This is a genomic window from Zavarzinella formosa DSM 19928 (assembly GCF_000255705.1).
Taxonomy (GTDB): domain Bacteria; phylum Planctomycetota; class Planctomycetia; order Gemmatales; family Gemmataceae; genus Zavarzinella; species Zavarzinella formosa.
Window position 1 is genome coordinate 956,555 of record NZ_JH636440.1, and the last position, 19,516, is coordinate 976,070.

24 protein-coding genes are annotated in these 19,516 nt (G+C 60.5%); 10 read left to right on the plus strand and 14 right to left on the minus strand.

The genetic code is table 11. From position 1 onward, the window contains the following. The first annotated feature begins 217 nt into the window (after positions 1-217). The gene (locus BGIM_RS57525; protein WP_020470607.1) at positions 218-2,080 is read left to right on the plus strand and encodes a C39 family peptidase; all 1,863 of its coding nucleotides are present in this window, start codon (positions 218-220) and stop codon (positions 2,078-2,080) included. A gap of 46 nt (positions 2,081-2,126) precedes the next feature. Here the strand turns inward: BGIM_RS57525 and BGIM_RS0115185 are convergent, their stop codons facing one another. Further along, the gene (locus BGIM_RS0115185) at positions 2,127-3,002 is read right to left on the minus strand and encodes an ATP-grasp domain-containing protein (protein WP_020470608.1); all 876 of its coding nucleotides are present in this window, start codon (positions 3,000-3,002) and stop codon (positions 2,127-2,129) included. Positions 3,003-3,351: 349 nt separating this feature from the next. Then, on the minus strand, positions 3,352-3,549 hold the full coding sequence (locus tag BGIM_RS0115195) for a hypothetical protein (RefSeq protein ID WP_020470610.1): 198 nt from the start codon (positions 3,547-3,549) through the stop codon (positions 3,352-3,354). A gap of 153 nt (positions 3,550-3,702) precedes the next feature. Between BGIM_RS0115195 and BGIM_RS0115200 the strand changes: the two genes are divergently transcribed. The 3 genes from BGIM_RS0115200 (at position 3,703) to BGIM_RS0115210 (ending at position 5,142) form a co-directional block, all read left to right on the plus strand. Further along, on the plus strand, positions 3,703-4,152 hold the full coding sequence (locus tag BGIM_RS0115200; RefSeq protein WP_020470611.1) for a hypothetical protein: 450 nt from the start codon (positions 3,703-3,705) through the stop codon (positions 4,150-4,152). 232 nt (positions 4,153-4,384) lie between these two features. Beyond that, a complete protein-coding gene (locus tag BGIM_RS0115205) occupies positions 4,385-4,813 on the plus strand; it encodes a hypothetical protein (protein ID WP_020470612.1) in 429 nt (142 codons plus the stop codon). Between the two features lie 92 nt (positions 4,814-4,905). After that, the gene (locus tag BGIM_RS0115210; RefSeq protein WP_020470613.1) at positions 4,906-5,142 is read left to right on the plus strand and encodes a hypothetical protein; all 237 of its coding nucleotides are present in this window, start codon (positions 4,906-4,908) and stop codon (positions 5,140-5,142) included. Positions 5,143-5,148: 6 nt separating this feature from the next. Here the strand turns inward: BGIM_RS0115210 and BGIM_RS0115215 are convergent, their stop codons facing one another. From BGIM_RS0115215 to BGIM_RS0115225, 3 genes are all read right to left on the minus strand, one after another. Beyond that, positions 5,149-5,469 (minus strand): hypothetical protein, encoded by a 321-nt coding sequence (locus tag BGIM_RS0115215; protein WP_020470614.1) that lies wholly within the window; start codon positions 5,467-5,469, stop codon positions 5,149-5,151. A 191-nt stretch (positions 5,470-5,660) separates the two neighbouring features. Beyond that, complete coding sequence (locus BGIM_RS0115220) at positions 5,661-6,701, minus strand: TIGR02996 domain-containing protein (RefSeq protein WP_020470615.1); 1,041 nt, start codon at positions 6,699-6,701, stop codon at positions 5,661-5,663. Positions 6,702-6,710: 9 nt separating this feature from the next. Next, positions 6,711-7,037: a hypothetical protein gene (locus BGIM_RS0115225; RefSeq protein ID WP_157369011.1), complete on the minus strand. Its 327-nt coding sequence runs from the start codon at positions 7,035-7,037 to the stop codon at positions 6,711-6,713. Positions 7,038-7,164: 127 nt separating this feature from the next. Between BGIM_RS0115225 and BGIM_RS0115230 the strand changes: the two genes are divergently transcribed. Beyond that, positions 7,165-7,857 carry a DsbA family oxidoreductase gene (locus BGIM_RS0115230; RefSeq protein WP_020470617.1) on the plus strand — a complete coding sequence of 231 codons (693 nt, stop codon included), beginning with the start codon at positions 7,165-7,167 and terminating at the stop codon, positions 7,855-7,857. 141 nt (positions 7,858-7,998) lie between these two features. Here the strand turns inward: BGIM_RS0115230 and BGIM_RS50490 are convergent, their stop codons facing one another. The 5 genes from BGIM_RS50490 to BGIM_RS0115255 form a co-directional block, all read right to left on the minus strand. Beyond that, entirely contained in the window at positions 7,999-8,484 is a 486-nt protein-coding gene (locus tag BGIM_RS50490) for a hypothetical protein (protein WP_020470618.1), read from the minus strand. A 36-nt stretch (positions 8,485-8,520) separates the two neighbouring features. Continuing rightward, on the minus strand, positions 8,521-8,757 hold the full coding sequence (locus tag BGIM_RS0115240; RefSeq protein WP_157369013.1) for a hypothetical protein: 237 nt from the start codon (positions 8,755-8,757) through the stop codon (positions 8,521-8,523). 24 nt (positions 8,758-8,781) lie between these two features. Next, on the minus strand, positions 8,782-9,300 hold the full coding sequence (locus BGIM_RS0115245; protein ID WP_020470620.1) for a hypothetical protein: 519 nt from the start codon (positions 9,298-9,300) through the stop codon (positions 8,782-8,784). 54 nt (positions 9,301-9,354) lie between these two features. After that, positions 9,355-10,110, minus strand: coding sequence for a VOC family protein (locus BGIM_RS0115250; RefSeq protein ID WP_157369015.1), 756 nt, complete (start codon positions 10,108-10,110; stop codon positions 9,355-9,357). 79 nt (positions 10,111-10,189) lie between these two features. Next, positions 10,190-10,474, minus strand: a complete 285-nt coding sequence (locus BGIM_RS0115255) for a hypothetical protein (RefSeq protein WP_157369017.1) — start codon at positions 10,472-10,474, stop codon at positions 10,190-10,192. A gap of 295 nt (positions 10,475-10,769) precedes the next feature. Between BGIM_RS0115255 and BGIM_RS0115260 the strand changes: the two genes are divergently transcribed. Further along, entirely contained in the window at positions 10,770-11,834 is a 1,065-nt protein-coding gene (locus tag BGIM_RS0115260; protein WP_052639839.1) for a hypothetical protein, read from the plus strand. A gap of 197 nt (positions 11,835-12,031) precedes the next feature. Here the strand turns inward: BGIM_RS0115260 and BGIM_RS50495 are convergent, their stop codons facing one another. Next, positions 12,032-12,820, minus strand: coding sequence for a purine-nucleoside phosphorylase (locus tag BGIM_RS50495; protein ID WP_020470624.1), 789 nt, complete (start codon positions 12,818-12,820; stop codon positions 12,032-12,034). Next, positions 12,817-13,458, minus strand: a complete 642-nt coding sequence (locus BGIM_RS0115275) for a 3-keto-disaccharide hydrolase (protein ID WP_020470625.1) — start codon at positions 13,456-13,458, stop codon at positions 12,817-12,819. Before BGIM_RS0115275 ends, BGIM_RS50495 begins: the two co-directional genes overlap by 4 nt. Positions 13,459-13,581: 123 nt before the next feature. Here BGIM_RS0115275 and BGIM_RS50500 point away from each other — a divergent pair, with 123 nt between their 5' ends. The 4 genes from BGIM_RS50500 (at position 13,582) to BGIM_RS0115290 (ending at position 15,885) form a co-directional block, all read left to right on the plus strand. After that, a complete protein-coding gene (locus tag BGIM_RS50500) occupies positions 13,582-14,301 on the plus strand; it encodes an SRPBCC family protein (RefSeq protein WP_202947266.1) in 720 nt (239 codons plus the stop codon). Positions 14,302-14,335: 34 nt separating this feature from the next. Then, a complete protein-coding gene (locus BGIM_RS62915) occupies positions 14,336-14,491 on the plus strand; it encodes a hypothetical protein (protein ID WP_157369019.1) in 156 nt (51 codons plus the stop codon). A gap of 126 nt (positions 14,492-14,617) precedes the next feature. Then, complete coding sequence (locus BGIM_RS62920; RefSeq protein ID WP_157369021.1) at positions 14,618-14,947, plus strand: hypothetical protein; 330 nt, start codon at positions 14,618-14,620, stop codon at positions 14,945-14,947. A 266-nt stretch (positions 14,948-15,213) separates the two neighbouring features. Next, on the plus strand, positions 15,214-15,885 hold the full coding sequence (locus tag BGIM_RS0115290) for a leucine-rich repeat domain-containing protein (protein WP_020470629.1): 672 nt from the start codon (positions 15,214-15,216) through the stop codon (positions 15,883-15,885). A 62-nt stretch (positions 15,886-15,947) separates the two neighbouring features. Here the strand turns inward: BGIM_RS0115290 and BGIM_RS0115295 are convergent, their stop codons facing one another. Both BGIM_RS0115295 and BGIM_RS50505 read right to left on the minus strand, forming a co-directional pair. Continuing rightward, positions 15,948-16,325: a lipocalin-like domain-containing protein gene (locus BGIM_RS0115295; RefSeq protein WP_020470630.1), complete on the minus strand. Its 378-nt coding sequence runs from the start codon at positions 16,323-16,325 to the stop codon at positions 15,948-15,950. A 304-nt stretch (positions 16,326-16,629) separates the two neighbouring features. Next, entirely contained in the window at positions 16,630-19,272 is a 2,643-nt protein-coding gene (locus BGIM_RS50505) for a zinc-dependent metalloprotease (RefSeq protein WP_020470633.1), read from the minus strand. Between the last annotated feature and the right edge of the window lie 244 nt (positions 19,273-19,516).

The following is a 19,516-nucleotide window of genomic DNA, read 5'->3' on the forward strand; positions in this document are numbered from 1 at the left end:
GAGCCACCCGGCAGCTGACGCTGCTCGGCTCGCCAAAACCAAAACCAAAACCAAAACCAAAACGAAAGCGGCGTCACAGTCTTCCATCTTTTGTTTCTTCTCACTTTCTCCGGTCACAGATCAAATCTCTTTGCGTCCGGGTTGGCGACGGATCGGATGAACGCGGGGTGTTCTCGCGGGTCGGTCCGATCCCATCATCCAAATCCGGAGAACTCTCATGTCCTTCTTCTCAAAAAGCCGGCGGCCGGCCCCGAAGCGTCAACTCTTTCTGCAATCGCTGGAGGCCCGCGAGGTGCCGTCCGGCAATCCTGCGCCGCCGACCGGTGTTTCGGTCGATCAGTACGGCACCCTGAACATCGTCGGCAAGGAAACCGATGATGTCGCCAGTGTCTCGATCAATGCCGACGGGCAGGTTCATGCCGTCTTGGGCCACAAGCTCACGATTGAAGGCGGGGGCGTCGTCGGAAGAATCACCCTCAACGACGCGGACAAAACTTATTCGGCCGATCAGGTGAAACGCATCGTCTTCTACGGGAAAGACGGACAGGACACCTTCACGAACGACACGTCGCTCCCCTCCACGGCCTACGGGGACGGGGGTGGCGACGAACTCACCGGCGGGTCCGGCAAGGACATCCTGATCGGCGGCGCCGGGGAGGACATTCTCGAAGGCCGGGGCGGGGACGACGACCTGCGGGGTGGCGCCGACGATGATGCCTATGTGTTCAGCCCCGAGGCCAATCCGGGCGGCCCCGGCTTGGGGACGGACAAGATCACCGAGGCCGCGAATGCGGACACGGACACGCTGTTCTTCGACAGCCTCTCCACGTCGATCACGGTCAACTTGGGTTCGACGGCTGTGCAGACGGTTCATCCCAACTTTTTGAAGCTTCAGTTCACCAGCGGCTCGGGGATTGAAAATGTCTGGGGGTCGTCGGCCTCGGACACCATCACCGGCAACTCGCGGGCGAATTTCATTTATGCCGCCAACGGCAACGACACGGTGACCGGTGGAATCGGCGACGACACCATCGACGGCGGATCGGGCAACGACTCCCTCGACGGCGGGATTGGCAACGACAGCATCACGGGCGGCATCGGCAACGACTCCCTCACCGGGGCCACTGGCAACGACTCCCTGAGCGGCGGGGACGGCAAGGACACCATCGACGGCGGGGCGGGCAACGATCTCATCGACGGCGGCAACGACAACGACCATCTGACCGGCGGCGCCGACAAGGACACGATCACCGGCGGCTACGGCGACGACTATCTCGGCGGCGGCACGGGCAACGACCATCTCTCGGGCAACGCCGGCAACGATGTTCTCGATGGCGGCGACAACGACGATGTCCTTGACGGCGGCGACAACGACGACTCCCTGAGCGGCGGCAGCGGCAAAGACTCCCTCCTTGGCGGGGACGGCAACGATATTCTCGACGGCGGGACCGGCAAAGACTCCCTCGACGGCGGTGCCGGCACGGGAGACGTGTTGTATGCGGACCAAGGCAACGAGACGCTTTCGCACGGCGAGCATGTCGAGATTGTCGTGCCCGGCGACGCCCCGCAAAACAACGCCTGGAGTTGCGGGCCAAACTCCGCTTCGCGGCTGTTGCGATCCTATGGTTACACCACGGCCACCTATGCCGCGTTAAAGGTCGCGGCCCAGCAGTCGAACATTCTCACGCAATACGATTTGGGAACGCCCTCGCCCTCCCTGTTGAAGGTGATGCAAAAATACAAGCCAGACACCCAGCTCGAATCCGGCGCCCAGTTTCAGGATATTTTGGACCGGCTCGGCGAAGGCCGCCCGGTGGTGGCGCTGATCGGCTGGGGTTCGGTGCCGGTTCCGTCCCCGAATCCCGGCAAACCGTGGGACATCGCCCCGTCCAAACTGCATTACGTTTGCATGACCGGCTTCGACATGGACAAGGGCGAAGTGTACTTCACGGACACCAACGGCCAGGCCAAGTCCATGACCTTCGATCAGTTCCAAGGCTACTGGAACTGGCCGGGCGACGGCCTCGTCTACGCGGCCCTAAGCGGCCTCGGCGTCAAGAAGCAAACAATCCTCTGGTGACGAATGAACCGGGCCGGGGTTCGGATGGCGGAACGCCCGGCCCGGTTCATGAGCCATGTTTGGTCGCATGATGATCGGGCGGCCGGGGGCGCCAGTCGCCGGTGCCCCACGGGCGGGAGTCAAAGCGGGACCAAAATGCCTCGGCCACCCGTCGTTGAATCTCCAACTCCACATCAGGAAGGCCGAGATCGCGGTCAACGTGATTGCGCAGGCCGTCCGTTCCGACCTCCAGCACAATCCACTCTCCGGTTGGCCGACGGAGCAAATCGACACACCCGAACGACGCCAGCAATCCGGTGGCTTCCAGCGCCAGCCGTGCTGCCGACAACGCGGCCGGGGGAATCTCGCCGGCCGATTCGTATCGGGCGCCGCGGGCATGGGTGACCCACGGCGACGGCCGGGCACCCGCCGGGAAGCGACGAACCACCCAACCGAACAACTTCCCTCCGGCGGCATAAGTCCGATACACTTCGGGCCAGTCAAGCCGGATGAATTCTTGAACAACCAGCGGCAACGGCCAGCTTCCGGGCAGGCTCATCCCGGCGACCAGCCGGCGATGCCCCGCCGCCCCGCACCCGGTCGGGAACTTGAGGCACCATTCCCGGCCCGGTTCTTCGGCCAGAACACCCTCGGCCTTCTCCAACGACTCGACCAACCGCGTTTCCGGCGTCGGCACCCCGCCCTTGGCAAACACCTCCGCCAACAACCGTTTGTCGGCCGCCAGCGTCATGCCCCGAAGCGGCACAAACACCTCGCCCCCGCCAGCCGGATCAGGACCGTCGGCCGCCAGCAGATAGTTAAACTCTCGGGGAGTCTCGGTGACATCCACCCACAACGCGGCGCTCAATTGAGCCGCCAACCCCGAGAACGCCCACGCCCCGCCGCCGCTGTTCAGAATGCCGCACGCTTCCGGCCTCATCATGCCCCGCCATCTTTTACAACGTTTTCACCCGGTCTGTATTGGACAAGAGGAGTTGCGGCGGGTTCGGCTGGCCGGCCCGGAATAAGTTGTTCGCGATCATAAGCATCTGCCTATGGCAGATTTCAAATTGGCGTGGCGACCAAAGCGCTTTGTCTTGCCGGTCCAACGGACCGATTAACATAGCCCAGCCCGAAAGGGCTGGGTCAACCATCTGGCAACGACCCCGGTCTGAAGGACCGGTTATCTTTGGGCTTTCGGCCTTCGCGGCCCTGACGGACCTTGAGCCGATAATCGGTCCGTTGGACCGAGATTTTTTGATGGCATTCTGACCCAGCCCTTTCGGGCTGGGCTATGTTAATCGGTCCGTTGGACCGACAAAAATGCCCTCGCCGGACTCCTCGAACACAATTACCCCGTCGGCCGGTTCGGAGACGACGACCGTGCCGTGGCCGACGCCGGTCCACCCGGTTCCGGCGTCGCTGCGGGCATCGAAGCGAAGCGACCGCACGTCTCGCAGCAGCGACCATACTTCGGCGAATGATGCCAATGAATCTCCTCGTCAATGGCTTAATTTTGATCGCCTCTTTCCGATCAACCTAGAATACGCGCATCTTCGCGAACAAACCCTCTGTTTGCGGAGAACCGGTTCCTCCATGCCGGGGGGCCGACAGGATGTGTCTCTCTCAACTGGAGGATTGTCATGGGTCGGTTATTGTCTTTGGCGGCCATCGCGGCCTTGATCGGTCTGTTTTCGCCGGGGCGGGCCTCGGCCGATCCGGTTCATCACAAGCTTCACGCCGCCCTCCACGACATCAAGGAATCCATCTCGGAACTTGAGGGGGCCAAGCACAACTTTGGCGGCCACAAGGAACAAGCCCTCAAGGATTTGAAGTTCGCGGCCATTCAGGTGGAAAAGGCGCTGGCGGCCGTCCACGATCCGTTCCCGGTCGGCTACAAGCCGAACCCCGATCATTACAAGGACTTCCGGGACCACAAGCACCTGCGGCACGCCGAACACTCGATCACGGCCGCCATCATCGAATTGAAGGAATCGAAGGCCAACTTCGGCGATCACAAGGAACATGCCATCAAGGCGCTTGAAGTCGCCCATATTCAAGTGAAGAAGTGCATTCAGCACATCATTTTCTAAGCCCCGGCAACGGGACCGGTGGCGCCGATTCGCCGGTCCCTGCTTTCAGCCGATGCCGCAACCTGTCAAAACATCTTCTCATCGCCCGCAATCGCATCGACGCAATCCCTCTTCGTTTCAAACAAATCCCGCCGGGTATTCATGCAATTTGCACATGGCCACCATGCGTCTTGAAGCCGGGCGAATAATGGGTTGTGTCCCCCTTCCATCCCAACGGAGAGCCAAACGCCCGATGATCGAACACCAAGCCCATGAGTTGCTACAGGCCGCCTATGAGACCGGCGAGACTTCTCCCTACGATCTGGCCGTCGAGCGTTGGGGCAACGATTCGCTGGCCGACGCCAAGGCGGCCTCGGATTTGTTGGTGTCGCTTCGGCTGGCCAAATACGGGGACGAGGGCCGCACATTGCTGGCGCCGACGAACGCCGGACGATACTGGTCGTTGAACGGCGGCTTCATGGCTTTCCTCAAGGAAGAGCCGGAGAAGGTGGCGGGCAAGAGCCGCAATTCCGAGGTCGAAACACTGCGGGCCAATTACATGGCTCTGCGGCTGAAAACATTCTGGTGGAGTTTCGGCATGTCGGCCACCGGGTTTGTGATCGCCATTGTTTCGCTGATCGTGTCGCTGGCCTGCGGGGAAATTCCGCGCCGCTGGCATTGAAGTGAAGATAACCGATTCGTCAGTTTTGCCGTCGTTCGGCATGGCATGTGCGGGTAAATACGCCCGTCAAATTACCTTTAACGGAGCCTGCCATGAATACGGTTATCAAGCGTTGCCCAAGCTGCCCGACGATTCGGGCACGCGCGGAAGAGATTGTTTCCTCCCTCGAAAAAGACTTGGACATTGATGTGGCGACTCAAGACGGGGCGAAAGGGGAATTCACCGTCCTCGTGGACGGCGTTCCATTGCTCCAACGGGACGGCGAAACCCTTCCTTCGGTGGAGGAAGTCGAAGCCGCCGTTCAGGGAGCGGCTCCGGTGGGCGTTTGAGAAGGGTCACGCCGCCCGCGAGGCCCGGATGCTGGGGAGGATCTTGGCGTTGAACGTCGCCCACATGACATCGGCGCCGAGAAATCGGCCGATGTCCCGGTCTGAATCCCCGGAGTGCTTCTCGCACCAATCCCGGTGAATCCGCAATTCCTGAACGCCTTCCTCTGCCTCTCCGTCCCATGCCCCGACCCGCGCGATGACTGCCGGGAGAGTCTCAAGGGTGGTCGCCAGAGTGGCCGGTTCTTCCAATCGGCGCGAGGCCAGTTCTCGCCGAAGCGATTCCAAGGATGTTTGGAGTTTTTGCAGCTCGTCGATCACCTGATTCATAACGAATGCTCCTCCGAAGGGCGAGGCGACGAGGGATGTCGTCCCAAAGGTATCGTCCGCCCATGTACCTCAACTTAACTTCGGAGGCAAGCGATCTTGCGCGCTGATCTTATCGACGCGCGGTATTGATGTTAGCGACGGCATAGCCGAGCAATGCCCGGCGACCCCTCCGGCCCGGCATTAGAGGCAATTCAAAACGGGATGTCGCCATTGTCCGCGAAGTCTTCGCCCGTTTCGGATGAGTCTGGCTCGTAGTCATTCAGGCGGTGGATCTCGGTGAATCCGGCGTTGGGGCGGATCGCGTCCGTCAGAGTAGTCTCGCGGTATTCCCAGCGGATTTGAAGCAGGTCGGCTCGGGCGAATTCCGATGCCTCCGGGGCGCCGAGGCGGACGCCCGTTCCGCCGGCGTAGAAGCCGGAGAGATAGAGGCCCAGCGAACGGAACAGTTCATCCGGGAAATCACGCGGGGCTGTTGTCCAAGGGAGCGGGCGGCGTTTCGAGGCGAAGGTGGCTTCGCCCGGAGCGTCTTGGGCAAATTCGATCAACTCGCCGCACTCGAACAGGTGGTAGCCGGTTGCCGAGGAGGTGTCCTCGGCCGAGTATTCGAGGGCGAGCGTCCCGAGCCGGTCCGAGAGTTCGCGGGCGTCGTCTTGGGCGGCCTGATAGGTCGTCATCGAGAGATGAAACGTGTCGTACATGACAACCGTCCAGGCGTGCCCCGTCAACTGGACGAACGGGGTGGCGGGGGAAACCTGCTCGTATTCCTCGCCTCGTTGAATCAAAACCCCTTTCCTCCACAAACCCGAGGCCAACGCCCCCTCCGGATCGGCACCGGTGCGAAGTTTGATCACCGCCCGGATGACCGCCTCGATCGGCGCCATCACCGCCAGAACCACCCACTCATAATGGCTTTGTCTGGCCCATTCCAGCCAGTCGTTTATCCCGTTCCGCGAAGGCCGAAGCGCCTCCGCCGGAACCCACGCGGGAACTGGCGCCCGAGGCTCCGCGCGCGCCAGCCAAGCCGGGTCCAGCGAAGCCCGCGTCTCCCGCCACGCCCGGCCCAACGCCTGCCGGGACGGATCGCCGGGAGGGGCCGAACGAAGCCGTTGCTCGGCGCGGAAGTAGTCGGCGCGGGGGTCGCCCCGTTGCTCCAGCCAGTCGGCATAGGCCGCCCGTGACGCGGGGTCGTCCGGGGTTTCGTTCAATGTGGCGATCAGGGTTTCTTCGTCCATCGTTGACCGTTACTCTTTGGTGCCCGAGGCGATTCTTCGGCAAATGCCGAGAGCCTTGGCCCAGATGATTTCCGGGACGAAGGAAATGCGAGATGCAGCCAACAGATGAGCCGCGTCGTTGTACGGCACCCGGCAGACCGCCTTGTGCTCGTCTTTGGAAACGCAAAACTCCGTCCTCGCCCACGTCGGAGGGCCGGTCCGGCCGGGGGCGTCGGACTCGAAGCGGGCTTCGAGGGTGATTTCGCGGGGGCCGGGATCGACGATCAAATACCACACCTCATCCGAATAGAGAGTGTGCCAGCCGTTCCCGAGGAGAATCTCGCCTGGCTGTTCCATGTCGAATCTCGCGGCATCGGAAGTTCGGTCGGTTACGAGGAGGCTTGCGCCATCCGCCTCGATGATGGCCGCAGACGCTCGCCGGTTCAAGGATGTTGTAACGTAACATAAGCCAAGGAGAAAAACCATGAAACTGACAATCGACGTGACTTCCGATGTCATCTGCCCGTGGTGCTATGTCGGCAAACGGCGGCTGGAAAAAGCCCTCGCGCTGGCTGGCCGGGATGATGTGCGGGTGCGGTGGCATCCGTTTCAACTAAATCCCCGGATGCCGAAAGAGGGCATGAGCCGCCGGGACTACCGGACCGCAAAATTCGGAAGCTGGGAACGCTCGCTCGCCTTGGAGGCCCAAGTGGCGGCGGCCGCTCGCGGCGAAGGCTTGCCGTTCGCCTTCGACAAGATGGAGCGGACGCCGAACACCCTCGACGCCCACCGGCTGATCTGGCTGGCCGACAAAGAGGGCGTTCAGGATGCTGTGGTTGAGGCGCTGTTCCGGGCTTACTTCATCGACGGTCGGGACATTGGCGACGGGCCGACGCTGCTCGACATCGTCGCCGACGCCGGGCTGGACCGGAGCCGGGCCGCCGCCTTCTTGAGCGGCGACGAAGGATTGTCGGAAATCCGGGCGGCGGAAGAGCAAGCCCGCCGGGCCGGGGTGCAAGGGGTGCCGTTCTTCATCATCAACAACGCGGTCGCCCTGTCCGGGGCGATGGACCCATCAGCTTTCGTTGATGCGTTTCAACAGGCCGGCGCCGGGAACCCGGCGGTCGAAAAGGGGAGTGCCTGCGAGATCGGCGAGGGTGGAAAGCCGTCATGCTAAACCGGTGGAAAGAATGAAACAGTCGTTCACCAAGGTACTCCGCACGCTCCGCGTGCGGATGGACTTGCCCTGTGGCCGGACAATGAAACGGGTCAACGTCTCGCCCGCACGCGGAGCGTGCGGAGTACTTTTGACGACCGGTCAGCCCTTGGGCCGGATGAGGGCTGATTTGAAGAACGCGCTCAGGCTGGGGGCGACGAGCTTTCGGCCGTCGCGGAGGATGTCCTCGGCCTCGGAGCCGACATCATGATAGATCTGATAAAGAGCCGGGTCCGGCCCTTCGTGAACAGAGATGAAAAAAGGGTCGCTCCCGCCCCCCGCATCGGCGGCGACATTGACATACCCGGCGGGGAGAATGGCCAGCCCCGGATAGAACTCGACCGATTCGCTTTTGGCCGCGTTCGCGTCGGCCCACTCCAGCCATTGCGGCTCGCCAAGTTCCGGCTCCGGCCAGCCCAATTCCAACCCGCACAGCGGAACTTGGGCCAGCAACTCCGCAAGCCAGCCGGGATACCCGGTGACTTCATCCGTCAGCATGCTCGCCTCGTCACTGGTCAACACCCGCCCGCGCCGCCCGGCGGCCGCCGCACGGGTCACCAGTTCTTCAGCCGCTTCTCGAACAGACATGTTTGCTCCTTGTGTCGAATGGATCCATCGTTCGGTTCAGTTGCCCGCGATTGGGCCAAATGCCTCGCGATCCTCGCGGAAATCCTTCAGCGCCCGCTCGACGATTCGGCGGATCTGTGTTTCGACCTCTTCCGTCGAACGACGCTCTTTCGGCAATCCCATCCAGCAGAACTGGATGGCCTGACGGACCATGTGGTCAATCTGTCCGGGGCCAAACATCTCCGCCATCCGTTCGGCCGCCTCATCACCTTCGCCAGCAGGAAACATCGCCACACCGCACCTCCTGACATCCGGTTCTCACAAGCCCAACGGCCAATGTCTGGCCCGGTAGAAGTCGCTGACCATTATCGTGAATTCTCGCTGATTGCGGAGATTCTCGAACAGACTCGCCACGGGTTCTGTCCGAACCGCCTCCCGGATCTGATCAAGGCACCGGCCCTCCAGCGTCTGGTATTCCGACTCGGCCCGAGGGTCGCCCGGTTCGCGTTCGGGCAGTTCGTAACACTCGGCTTTCAGCGATTCCGAACTGAACTTGAACACCGGCGGCTCATCCCGGTTGAGGTCACGTTTGGTAAACACGCAAGTGAAACCGCCGCCGAGCAGATTCATTTGAAAAAGCAACACGTTCCAATTGTCCGAACACGTCTCCGGCCCCTCGGTCAACACACGGCGCCAGAACTCGATGAATGCGGCGGGAAGCGAGTCTGCGGCTGGCACCCGCAGGATGCAGACGCGGTAAAGCGGGGAATCATCCGGAACACCGGCCGCCGCCCCCCAGTTGATCGCCCGCCGGGGCGCGGTGTCTTCCCAGCGCATTTGTGTCTCCTTCGTCTCGTCCTTAATAACGTTCTGACATCGTTCGGCGATGTTTTACGGCCCGATCAGCCCCATGCTGGTGTCGGACGGGTCTTTGAAGTAACCGAAACAGCCAAAGCCGGGCATTCGCATTGGCCCGCCTGTTCGCTTGCCGCCGGCCGCCTCGATCTCGGCCAGCTTCGCATCGACATCGGTCGTGTAGACATAGGCCAGCGCCGGGGTGGTCGGCGTGTGCGATTGGAAGATTCCGGCCACGCCCGCCCCGGTGTCGAAGGCCATGTACTGCGGCATGGTCGGGAGCGTGCCCCAGCCGAACAACTCGCCGAAGAACCGGGCGGCGGCGGCCCCGTCGGCCGCGTGCATTTCAAGATGGCAGATCGCGCCCGCCGGGGGCTTGGGGTTGGGGCCGACTGGCATGGGAATGCGCGGCAGGCCGCCGGGCGAAACGGCATCCGTCAATCCGTAAATGGTCCCGGACGGATCTTTGAATCTTGCGAGTTTGCCGACTCCCGGCAGGCTCCACGGTGCTTGTTCAATCGTGCCCCCCGCCGTCACGACCCGGTCGAGCATTGCTTCCACATCGGAGACGCGGACATACGGCACCATCGCCGGGAACCCATCGGGAATGTTGGATCGCAACGCTCCGATTGGCCCCGCCGGAGCGACAACGCCCGTCAACGAGGCCGACATCGGTTGCAACTGCCAGCCAAACAACCGGGAATAAAACTCCCCCGACGCGGCGAGGTTGTTCGCCGAAATCACCACGAGGGAGACGGGATGTTCCCCATTCCCCTCCGGTACTTTTGGCATCTCAAAACCCATCGTTTGGTCTCTCAAATGTTGCCGGGCGTGATTTGATTTCGCAACGGCTGAAATCAGTCTGCCGGATTTATGTGTCAGGCTTCCGGCGCTCGACTTTGAGCCGGGATCGTCTCACAAGAACAGCGTAAATCACACCGGCCGCGAACCCGGCAATCATGCCCGCGACGATGCCCCAAATGGTGCCGCCGTAGAACGCCATCGTTTGTTCGCGCACCGAGCCTTGGCCCGGCGGCAGGGAAGGAAACAGCCAATGATTGAGGAATGTCCCGATCAATGAGCCGACGCCGCTGCCGGCGGCGCAAAAGCCGAGCGCGCATCCGGGAATACTCGGGAGGTGTTTGCCTTCGGCCATTCGCGAGTCCTCTCCTTGGCGGCCGTCCAAGTTCGGCAAATGCATTGTTTTGGGATTATCGTCCTTCGGGTGAAAGGCGCGTAGTCAGAGATCGCGGATTTTCATTTTTCAGCGATGCCTTTTGGCGTTTGACACGCCGGCCGGGCGGGTTTACGCTGGCGATGATGGCCGGGCGGGGACGGCGAACCTGATCCCGTCTTCGGTTCTCATTCACATTCCGGAACAAGCCGGACTTCTGGCGGGCGGGTTCCGGGGTTCGACCATTCATTTCCTGTCACCAATCGCGAGGTTCCTCATGCTTCAAGTCACCGTCGAGGATGGAAGCCTGTTGCAGTTCACCGATCCGAAGTCGCGAACCAGCGTGGCCGTCACGTTTCAGCGGACCTTGCGAATTCCGGACGACGGCAAAATTTATCCCCTGCCGCCGGGGTTGGGCGCCTTCCCCGTTCGGCGCGTGCATGCTTACAAAGATCGTGTCCCGGCCAGTTGGGTGAAGACCTCGGGCGTGTTCATTCCGATGTACCAGCGCGAAGCCTTGTGGATTTCCGTGCGGGCCAGACACTGGCGGCCCAACGCCGTGAAGATCGCGGCCGGGAAGGTGAATGCCGTGTCGGGCAAGCCGTGGGATCAGGCGCTTCACGCCCCCGAAAAGCCCGGCCTGATCGGACGGGTGAAGGGCGACCCGGAACTGCAAGACTATCTCACCTGCCCGCCGCAACCGTGGCTGGACGGCTTCAACACGGGCGAGGGCAACGTGCGGCAATTCGTCGCCATGCCCCTCGGCATGGGCTACACCGTCGAAGCCCAAGTCACCGGCAAAGAGGAACACGGCGGCCTTCAACTCATCGTTTACGAACCCAAGCCCGGCCGATTTCCCGAGACGCCCCCGCAAAAGAGATACGTGGACTCAATGTGTTTGTCGGCCCCCCGTCCCTCAGCGATGCCTCGGTCAAAAGAGAAGGCCGGCCGCGAAATGGGGTTGGCGGCCGGGGGCGCGATCACCCAAAAGATTTACCCCGATCCGCACGGCGTCGACACTTGGGATGAAACCAATTTTGGCCGGGTGTTCGTCCACATTGTGAACAGCATGATGTGGCGGGAAATCACCGGCGAGGAACCGCCCCCCACGCCGGTCACCGCGCAAAGTTACACCCAAGCCGGATATCCGTGGTTCAAACTTTATGACGAATCATCCGGTGACGTGGCCCCCTCTCCGACGCTGAGCGGCGTCAAGTCCGTCGCCCAGATGGACGCCCAACACGGCTTCGTCGGCGTCGATGATGATTCAACCGTGGAAGTCCCGGATAAACAAATAAAGGGCCTGCCCGTCGGAGCCGAACTCCCCGACGGAGAATGGTAAGAATCGCCGCAAAACCCACAACCTCTCGGTCATTGGTGCAAAATCAACAGACATATTGTGTGAAATCCCAAGAGCCCCACTGCGTCAGCGGTGGGGGTGTTTTCAGAGTGTGACAGTGACCCCCGCCGCTCACGCAGCGGGGCTCTTGAAGATCATTTGCAAATGCTGCCAATGATCGAGTTTGCATTGGTCATTGGTCATTCGGGAATTGGCCATTTCCCCAAGAGGTCGCCCAAAATCTCCGACATTCGCTCGGCCGGGCGGGTGGCGTTGGCCAGAACCTCCTCATGGTTCAGCGGGCCGTCGCTCAGGCCGGCGGCTTTGTTGGTGATGGAGGAGATGGCCAGCACGCGCATTCCCAAGCGGCGAGCCGTGAGGGCCTCGAAAGCGGTGGACATGCCGACGGCATCGAAACCGCATTGCTGCAAGGCCCGGATCTCGGCCGGGGTTTCGTAACAGGGGCCGGTCAGGGCGGTGTAAATGCCCGCCAGCAGTTTTCGGCCGCGCCGGGCTTCGTTGGCCACGACGGTTTGGATCAATTCAGGATCGTAGGGGCTTGGGGGCGGGGTTTCTTTCCAAGAATCGATTCGCTGCCAGAAGCGATGATCGGAAAGAACCATCAAATCGCCGGGGTTAAGTTCCGGGTGGATGCCGCCGGCCGCGTTGGTGAGGATCAGCGTGCGGATGCCCCATCCGGCCGCGAGTTCGACGGGCTTGGCCACCTGTTCCCAAGCGTGCCCCTCGTAAAAATGCAACCGGCCCCGGAAGACGAGCAGCGGCGTGCCGTTGAGAGCGCCGACCCGGATGGTCCCCGAGTGACCGGCGACTGTGGGCGCGACCATCCCCGGCACGTCGCCGAACTCGACGGCGGCCGCCTCCGCGAAGCCGTGCGGCACCGCCCCGAGGCCGGAGCCAAGGACGACGGCGACAGTTGGTTGCAACCGTCGCACGGCCTCTTCAAATTCGCCAAATCGGGATTCGCTCACGGCTTGTCCGCCGATTTTGCCACCAGTTCTTCGATGCGAATATTCTTGTACATGGCCTTGGCCTTGGCCCCGCCGTGTATTTGCAAAGCGATGATGCCGGTTCGCTCGATCTTGTCGTCGGCCTCGGTGTAGTCCACGGTCAGGGTGCCGTTGAGCCAGAGGCGAATCCGGGGGCCTTCGCAGCGGATCGTATATTCGTTCCAATCTTCGTGTTTGATGAGTTTTTCCAGCACCTTGGCATCCGGTTTCACCAACACTTTGTTCCGGCGGGATTCGTCGTACAACGCCCCCCAATAATCCTGCCCCACGTCGGCCTGATAGCCGCTGACTTCGTGATGGTTCGGGATGCGCTTCGTGCGGAACTGAATGCCCGCGTTCATCTTGGCCTTGTCCCCGATCAGCTTGAACTCGGCCTTCAACTCAAAGTCCCCGTAGGACTTCTTGGTCGAAAGGAACTCATTCCGGGGCACGACGGCATCCAATGTCCCCCCGACAATCGCCCCGTCCTCGACCCGCCACGTTTTGGCGGTGTCGCCTTCCCAACCATCAAGAGTTTTGCCGTCAAAGAGCTTGACGGGTTCGGCAGCCGCGAATGTCGCGGAGAGTAAAACGAACAACATGGAAGCGGACGCACGCATGGGAGAGACCTCCGGGGATTGGCGATGAGCCATGAGCTTTGAGCTATGAGCCGGAGTAAAACAGGCAACAGGCTGTTGCGGCGAGCCGGGTCGCGTCAGCGCCCGGAGGTTGTCCGTTGGCAAATGCCCGAGTCAATGCTTGGCGGCTGTCTCCGGGCGCTGACGCGACCCGGCTCGCCGCAACGGCCTGTTGCCTGTTTTACTCCGGCTCATAGCTCATCATCAATGGCCGCCAATTCTTACCATTTCGTGACACACTGGCGCGTGGAAGCCACGCCGGCCGAGGTGTTTGCCATCATTGATGCCGCCACGGATCTCCCCCGGTGGTGGCCGGCGGTTTATCTGAAGGTGGCCGAGGAGGAACCGGGGGACGCCAATGGCATTGGCAAAGTGGTTCGTCTGTTGACGAAGGGTTGGCTGCCGTACACGCTGGAATGGCGGTTTCGCTCCACGGATAAAGTCCCGCCCGAGCGTCTGGCTCTCGTCGCCTTTGGGGACTTCATCGGCCGGGGTGTCTGGACATTCACGGCCGACGGCCCATTCACCAACATCACCTATGATTGGGAAATCGCCGCCGAGAAACCACTGTTGAAGAAACTCTCGTTCCTGCTGAAACCCGTCTTCACGGCCAATCATCTCTGGGCGATGAAAACCGGCGAGACCAGCCTGAAACGAGAGTTGGCCCGTCGCCGGGCAATCACCGACGAGGAACGCCGACGAATCCCGCCGCCGCCGGAGCCGACAACCATCGCCACCCCATTGCTGTGGCTCGGGGGCCTCTCGCTGTTGGCGAGCCTGGTGGTGATGGGGGCGGTTCTGATCCTTTGGCCATTTTTCAAGTGACGCGCCAACGATGTGGAAGCTCTTGTTGTTCTGGATGAGTGACCAAAAAAGCGTGGTGGCGATCACCGCCTCAATGGTGGTGTTCGGCATCGTGCTGCTGATTCGTCACCAACACGGCACCGTTTGGGTGTGGGGGGTCATTCTCTCATTCCTGCTGGGCGTCATTGGTCTCATCAATGTGCGGAATTGAATCGGCGATTTCTTGCTCCACCACCGGCCTTGGAAGATGATGTTCAGGAAACAAACCTGACAATGTCCGCATCCAAAGACATATCCGCAAGATGGCTGGCTCAATCGTCCAGAATCGATTGATGTGATGGCTCTTCTCCATATCTCGCCCCATCAAGCAAATGGACTCGCCATCGTCCATCTCGAAATTATCCGGCCGGGGAATATCGCTCGGCAGTTCCCAGAAACCCGCCTGAACAATCAGGTTCAAAAATGTCCGCCATTGCCCTTTTGTCATGGGCTGAAGACCGCTGGTTTGTGCTCCCCGATTGGCCACAAACCACCCTTTGCGACCGTGACCGTGGACATTGATCGCATACCGTTCGGCAAATGCGTTCCTGTACTCAAGCCGAAAGACGGCTTCCATGTCATCAGGCAGTTTCAAATTGGACATGGGAAACCAGATGATGAGGAATAATTCACAAGTTTGCGTAAGGGCGAATTTTGGCCAATGACAGTCAAAATTTGCCAAGGTTCGCGAAGCAATCAAGTGTATGCGGGGCCACTTTTCACGAATCAGAAACGTCCGAAACTTTTTTCTCCCTGGCCTCGTCGTATGAATCAGATGCCTGTTGGACGCCGACGAAAGCCACCGGAACTTTTCGGCTTGCCTGCGGTTCCATAATGATGTGTCTTCGCCCCGACCCACACGCCCGTTTTGGGCCTTGATTTGGAATTTGACTCATGCGATTTCTCACCGCTCTTCTGTTGTCTTTCGCCATGATGGCGACGGTTCGCTCGGCGGACAAGCCCGTTGATCCGGTGAAGCTCGTCGCCGCCATCGAAAAGACCGGGGCCAAGGTCACGATGGTTGATGCCGCGCCCGGCGAAACCCGGTTGAAACTGAGCTTCCGCAAATGGGATCCGACGAAGATGACCGCCTTCAAGGGGTCGCCGCACATCGTGGAAATCGTCATTGAGGATGCGGGCAAGGTGAGCGATCAGTCGATGGCCCTTTTCGCCTCGCTGCCGAACTTGGAACGGCTGGAACTTTACAAGCCCGCCCTCACGGCCGCCAGCCTCAATCCCTTCAAAGCCAACAAGAGCCTGAAGTATCTGACACTCTTCGGCGCCAAAATCGGGGACGGAGCCGTCGCCGCCCTGAAGGAAGTGGAAACACTGGAAGAACTGGATCTCACCGGCAGCCTCATCACCAATGCCTCGGCCGAGATCTTCAAGGATCTGCCGAACCTCAAAATTCTGGCCGTGGCCAACACCAAATTCAACGGCAAAGGGGCGCTTCAACTCAAGGAAATGCCCAAGTTGAAAGAACTCAACGCGATGAACTGCGATGTCTCCGTCATGGAGGCCAAGGAACTGGAAGCGGCCATCAAGGGGATCAAGGTCAAGCGATAGGAAGAGAATGACGGAGAGAAGTAGAAAGACATTGGGGGCGAGAAAGGGCGGATCAACACTTCCTATCTGTCCCCCAATCGCGTGAACACCATGTCCGATTCTTTGCCGAGCGGTTGATAGATTTTGCCGTCCTTCAGGGATAGATTCTTCCAGTCTTGCAATATTTTGCCGTCGTTGGTCAGCGTCAGCGTGGTGCCCTTGAGAAAGTAAGAGCCTTTGAACTCGGTCGGGCCGTTCTTCCAGAAATAGGTTCCGTCGTCCTTGAACTCAATTGTGCCGCTGCTGACGTTGTTAAACGCCGTCTTGTTCTTCGGCGGGGCTTTGAGCACGCTCGCCATCGACCACTTGCCAACCAAGAACTTGGCATCCAGTTTGTCAGCGGCGTTCGCCAATCCGGCCGTCAGCCCGACGAACACCATTCCGGCCAAAATCATGCGCATGGATTATCCCCTCGTTGAAACCGTTTGGGTGGTCGGGCACGGTGAGAATACTTTAGCGATTGGAATCGCCCCCGCCAGTTTGGAGGGCAGGGGCCGCAAAGACACAAAGTTTCACGAAGAAGATTTTTGAAGAACCAATTCTTCATTCTTCTCTGTGAAACTTTGTGTGACCTTCGCGACTTTGTGGTTGGTCTTCCGTCTTTTGATTTCTTAATCGAACTTTGCTTGTCGTTTTGGTTTTCTTTGTGAAACTTTGTGTGACCTTCGCGTCTTTGTGGTTAGTGCCTTTCTCTTTCTCACCAAATCAAGGCTGCACATTGACCGTCGCGCCCAAAACTTTGGCGATTTGTTCCTTGGCCTCTTCCCAGTGGGCGCGGGTGGTGGGGTCTTTCTCAGCGGCGATGGCCAGGTTCATCCGGGCGGTGATCTCTCGCAGGTGCATCCGGGCGAGACTTTTCGCGTCCGGAACGCTTCCCCGCAGCGTCAGGCGGGTGAGTTCGGCCAGATAAGCCCGTTGCAAGTTGCGGCGGATCACCGAGGATTTTTCCGTCGCCGGTTTGTCCCCGTTGGGGAGGTCGGCGAAGGTTGCGTCCGTCAATGATTGCAGCACTTCCGCGATGGTAAGCGGCGGCTCGGATTTGTCCGACTTGTTGGCCAGGTCCTGAATCCGCGCCAAGTTGCCGTCGTTGGTCAGTTCCCGCACGGCGACTCGCTGGATGCCGAGGATGCGGTCGTTCAGGGGGAAGTTGACCCCCATCATGAAAATTTGCTCGTTGCCCCAATGGAGCCATCGGTCGGCGGCCAGTTTCCGCAGGAGTTCCGGCGGGAAGTTGAACGGCTTGTCCGTGAACACCTTTTCCTGAAGGAACTTCAACGCCTCCCGCTGCTTGGCCGCCTTCACCGGAATGAACGGGTCGCGGGCGTTGTTGTCTCCCTTGTGGTCGCGGTAAGTGTGTTCGCCGCCGACAAATTGCGAGGCGAGGAACGAGGCGTTGCCGTATTGTTGCAAGAGGGTTGAGAAAGCCACGCGGGCGCGTTGATAGCCTTCCCCCTTGTCCACCACCCGCTCGGCCAGCCCTTTCATGAGCTCTTCGCTCAGGGCCATGCGGTCTTGGGCGAACTTCAGAGGATCGGCCCCGAGATCCCATTGGTTGATGTGCGGGTCGGCAGTGATGAGGTCTTCATCCGTCCCGTAGTCGAGCCCCGGCTCGGCCGAGCGGCTGGCGATCTTGCCGAGGTCGTCGCGTTCGCCATCGGTCCCGCCGCCGAGGGGCTTGTAGCCGTATTCGATGGCCCAATAGTCATACGGCCCGATGGTGGAAGTGAAGAAGTCTCCTTGCTTCACTCCCTTGGGGGCGAGGTTCACCGGGGTGTAATCCATCACGCTGCCGGTGAGGCCCTGCTTGCGGGTCACGTCCAGATTGTTGAGTTGATCGTTCTTCAACATCGTGGAAGCCTTGAAATTGTGCCGCAGGCCGAGCGTGTGGCCGACTTCGTGCATCACGGTTTCCTTGATGGCCTGCTGCACCAGTTCATCCGGCAGCTTGTCCCCCGGCTTCAAATCCACGCGGGCGGCGACAGCGGCGAGGGCCAGCCCCAGTTCGCTTTGCTTGTGCGAGGCACACTGACACAACCCGGAGCGATATGCCTTGAACTGGTTCCGCAACATGGCATACGGATCGGGCGTGGCGGTTTTGTCCGTGCTTCCTCCGGCGACGAGGGCCGAGGTTCGCGGCACATTCCAGCCCCGCTTGGAGGCTTGGATCGGGCTGTCCGGCTCCATCGTGTAACCGGCGTCGTTCTTGAAAATCTGCTGGTCGCGTTTGTAGAAGCGGACCATGCTGGCGTCGAAGATAATGTCCGCGTCGATGATTTCCCCGGTGAACGGGTTGGCTCGCGATGGCCCCATTGCGTAACTCAGGTCGGTCGTGATCCAGCGGAAGGTGCTGTAATTCACGTCCTCCGCGTCGAACTCTTCGTTCTCCTGCTGCCGGACTTCGATGGCGTCGCGGAAGCCGATCTTTTCAAATGCCTTGTTCCATTCGAGAATCCCCTCCCGCACGGAGGCCCGGTATTCGTCCGGCACGGATTTCTCGATCCAGAAGACAATCTTCTTCTTGGGGGGAACCAGCTTGGCCCCCTCCTTCCACGGCGAATTGTCCACCCGCTCCAATCGCCAGCGGTTGATGTAACGGACAAACGATGTGTCCCGGCTGTCCGAGGAGAAATCCTTGACGGCCGAGACGAAGTAGCCCACGCGGTCGTCGGCCTGCCGGGAGTTGTAGCCGTGGTCCGGCAGTTCCACGATGCCGTATTGCAGGATGACGGTGTTGCCACGACGATCAATCACGGAATCATCGGCCGGCCCGCCGGTGAAGACGGCCGACACTTGCAACTCGACATTGCGGGGGAAAGCCTTGATCTTGTTCCACGTCGTCCGGTTGGCGTCGAGGTTTCCGAACGACACGTCGGCGATGTTGCTGAAGAAAATGTCGTTGAAATCCAGCAGCACCGATTGCCGGCCCGGATGGACGGATTTGATGCGCAGGGCCATCAGCACGGAATCGGTGTAGGTCGTCTCGACGGCCCGCGCCACCGGCCCGGCCCCGCTGCGGTAACGCACGTTTCGGCGAATGAGATGAATCTTGTCTCCCACGCGCTTGAAGGCGATCACCCATTGTTCGTCGTTATTGAGGATGTGCCCGGCCTGATCCATGCCCCCCCGCGCCAGTGAGATAGCGAGCAGAAAATTCCGGTCCAGTTGGAACGGCATGATCTCCGCGTATAGCCGGTCTTCTTTTTGATAAAGCTTGAACAGCCCCTCCGAAACCTTCGCCCCGGCGACCACCTTGTCGAAGTCCTCAAACTTGGGATGTTCATCGGCAACGGCAAGAAAAGGCAGAGCCAAAAGGGCGAAAAGGGAGGAAAAACCAGCCAGACGAATCATGAAGCGAATCTCCGATGGGCGACACCTGTAAGGTATCGACAAATCCGGTTATTCCGCAAGGGCAGGATGGGGAGTTTTGGAAAGGTGGGTTATTCGTCATCTGGCGAGCCGGGCGGCGTCAGCCCCCGGAGACAATCACTCACCAAAGGCTCAGGCAATTGAACGGTGACTGTTTCATGGCGAGCCGGGTGGCGTCAGCCCCCGGAGGTGGCCACCGTTTGATCGCTCAAGCCTTTGGTGAGTG

Coding starts and splice junctions, on each gene's coding strand:
- BGIM_RS0115295 (WP_020470630.1), bottom strand. CDS start 16,325: ATGCGCATGATTTTGGCCGGAATGGTGTTCGTCGGGCTGACGGCCGGA.
- BGIM_RS50500 (WP_202947266.1), top strand. CDS start 13,582: ATGCCCGAGTCAATGCTTGGCGGCTGTCTCCGGGCGCTGACGCGACCC.
- BGIM_RS0115185 (WP_020470608.1), bottom strand. CDS start 3,002: ATGATGAGGCCGGAAGCGTGCGGCATTCTGAACAGCGGCGGCGGGGCG.
- BGIM_RS0115205 (WP_020470612.1), top strand. CDS start 4,385: ATGATCGAACACCAAGCCCATGAGTTGCTACAGGCCGCCTATGAGACC.
- BGIM_RS50490 (WP_020470618.1), bottom strand. CDS start 8,484: ATGTCTGTTCGAGAAGCGGCTGAAGAACTGGTGACCCGTGCGGCGGCC.
- BGIM_RS0115230 (WP_020470617.1), top strand. CDS start 7,165: ATGAAACTGACAATCGACGTGACTTCCGATGTCATCTGCCCGTGGTGC.
- BGIM_RS0115225 (WP_157369011.1), bottom strand. CDS start 7,037: ATGGAACAGCCAGGCGAGATTCTCCTCGGGAACGGCTGGCACACTCTC.
- BGIM_RS0115220 (WP_020470615.1), bottom strand. CDS start 6,701: ATGGACGAAGAAACCCTGATCGCCACATTGAACGAAACCCCGGACGAC.
- BGIM_RS0115255 (WP_157369017.1), bottom strand. CDS start 10,474: ATGGCCGAAGGCAAACACCTCCCGAGTATTCCCGGATGCGCGCTCGGC.
- BGIM_RS0115215 (WP_020470614.1), bottom strand. CDS start 5,469: ATGAATCAGGTGATCGACGAGCTGCAAAAACTCCAAACATCCTTGGAA.
- BGIM_RS0115250 (WP_157369015.1), bottom strand. CDS start 10,110: ATGCCAAAAGTACCGGAGGGGAATGGGGAACATCCCGTCTCCCTCGTG.
- BGIM_RS62915 (WP_157369019.1), top strand. CDS start 14,336: ATGAGTGACCAAAAAAGCGTGGTGGCGATCACCGCCTCAATGGTGGTG.
- BGIM_RS50505 (WP_020470633.1), bottom strand. CDS start 19,272: ATGATTCGTCTGGCTGGTTTTTCCTCCCTTTTCGCCCTTTTGGCTCTG.
- BGIM_RS0115290 (WP_020470629.1), top strand. CDS start 15,214: ATGCGATTTCTCACCGCTCTTCTGTTGTCTTTCGCCATGATGGCGACG.
- BGIM_RS62920 (WP_157369021.1), top strand. CDS start 14,618: ATGGCTCTTCTCCATATCTCGCCCCATCAAGCAAATGGACTCGCCATC.
- BGIM_RS0115275 (WP_020470625.1), bottom strand. CDS start 13,458: ATGCGTGCGTCCGCTTCCATGTTGTTCGTTTTACTCTCCGCGACATTC.
- BGIM_RS0115200 (WP_020470611.1), top strand. CDS start 3,703: ATGGGTCGGTTATTGTCTTTGGCGGCCATCGCGGCCTTGATCGGTCTG.
- BGIM_RS57525 (WP_020470607.1), top strand. CDS start 218: ATGTCCTTCTTCTCAAAAAGCCGGCGGCCGGCCCCGAAGCGTCAACTC.
- BGIM_RS0115210 (WP_020470613.1), top strand. CDS start 4,906: ATGAATACGGTTATCAAGCGTTGCCCAAGCTGCCCGACGATTCGGGCA.
- BGIM_RS0115245 (WP_020470620.1), bottom strand. CDS start 9,300: ATGCGCTGGGAAGACACCGCGCCCCGGCGGGCGATCAACTGGGGGGCG.
- BGIM_RS0115260 (WP_052639839.1), top strand. CDS start 10,770: ATGCTTCAAGTCACCGTCGAGGATGGAAGCCTGTTGCAGTTCACCGAT.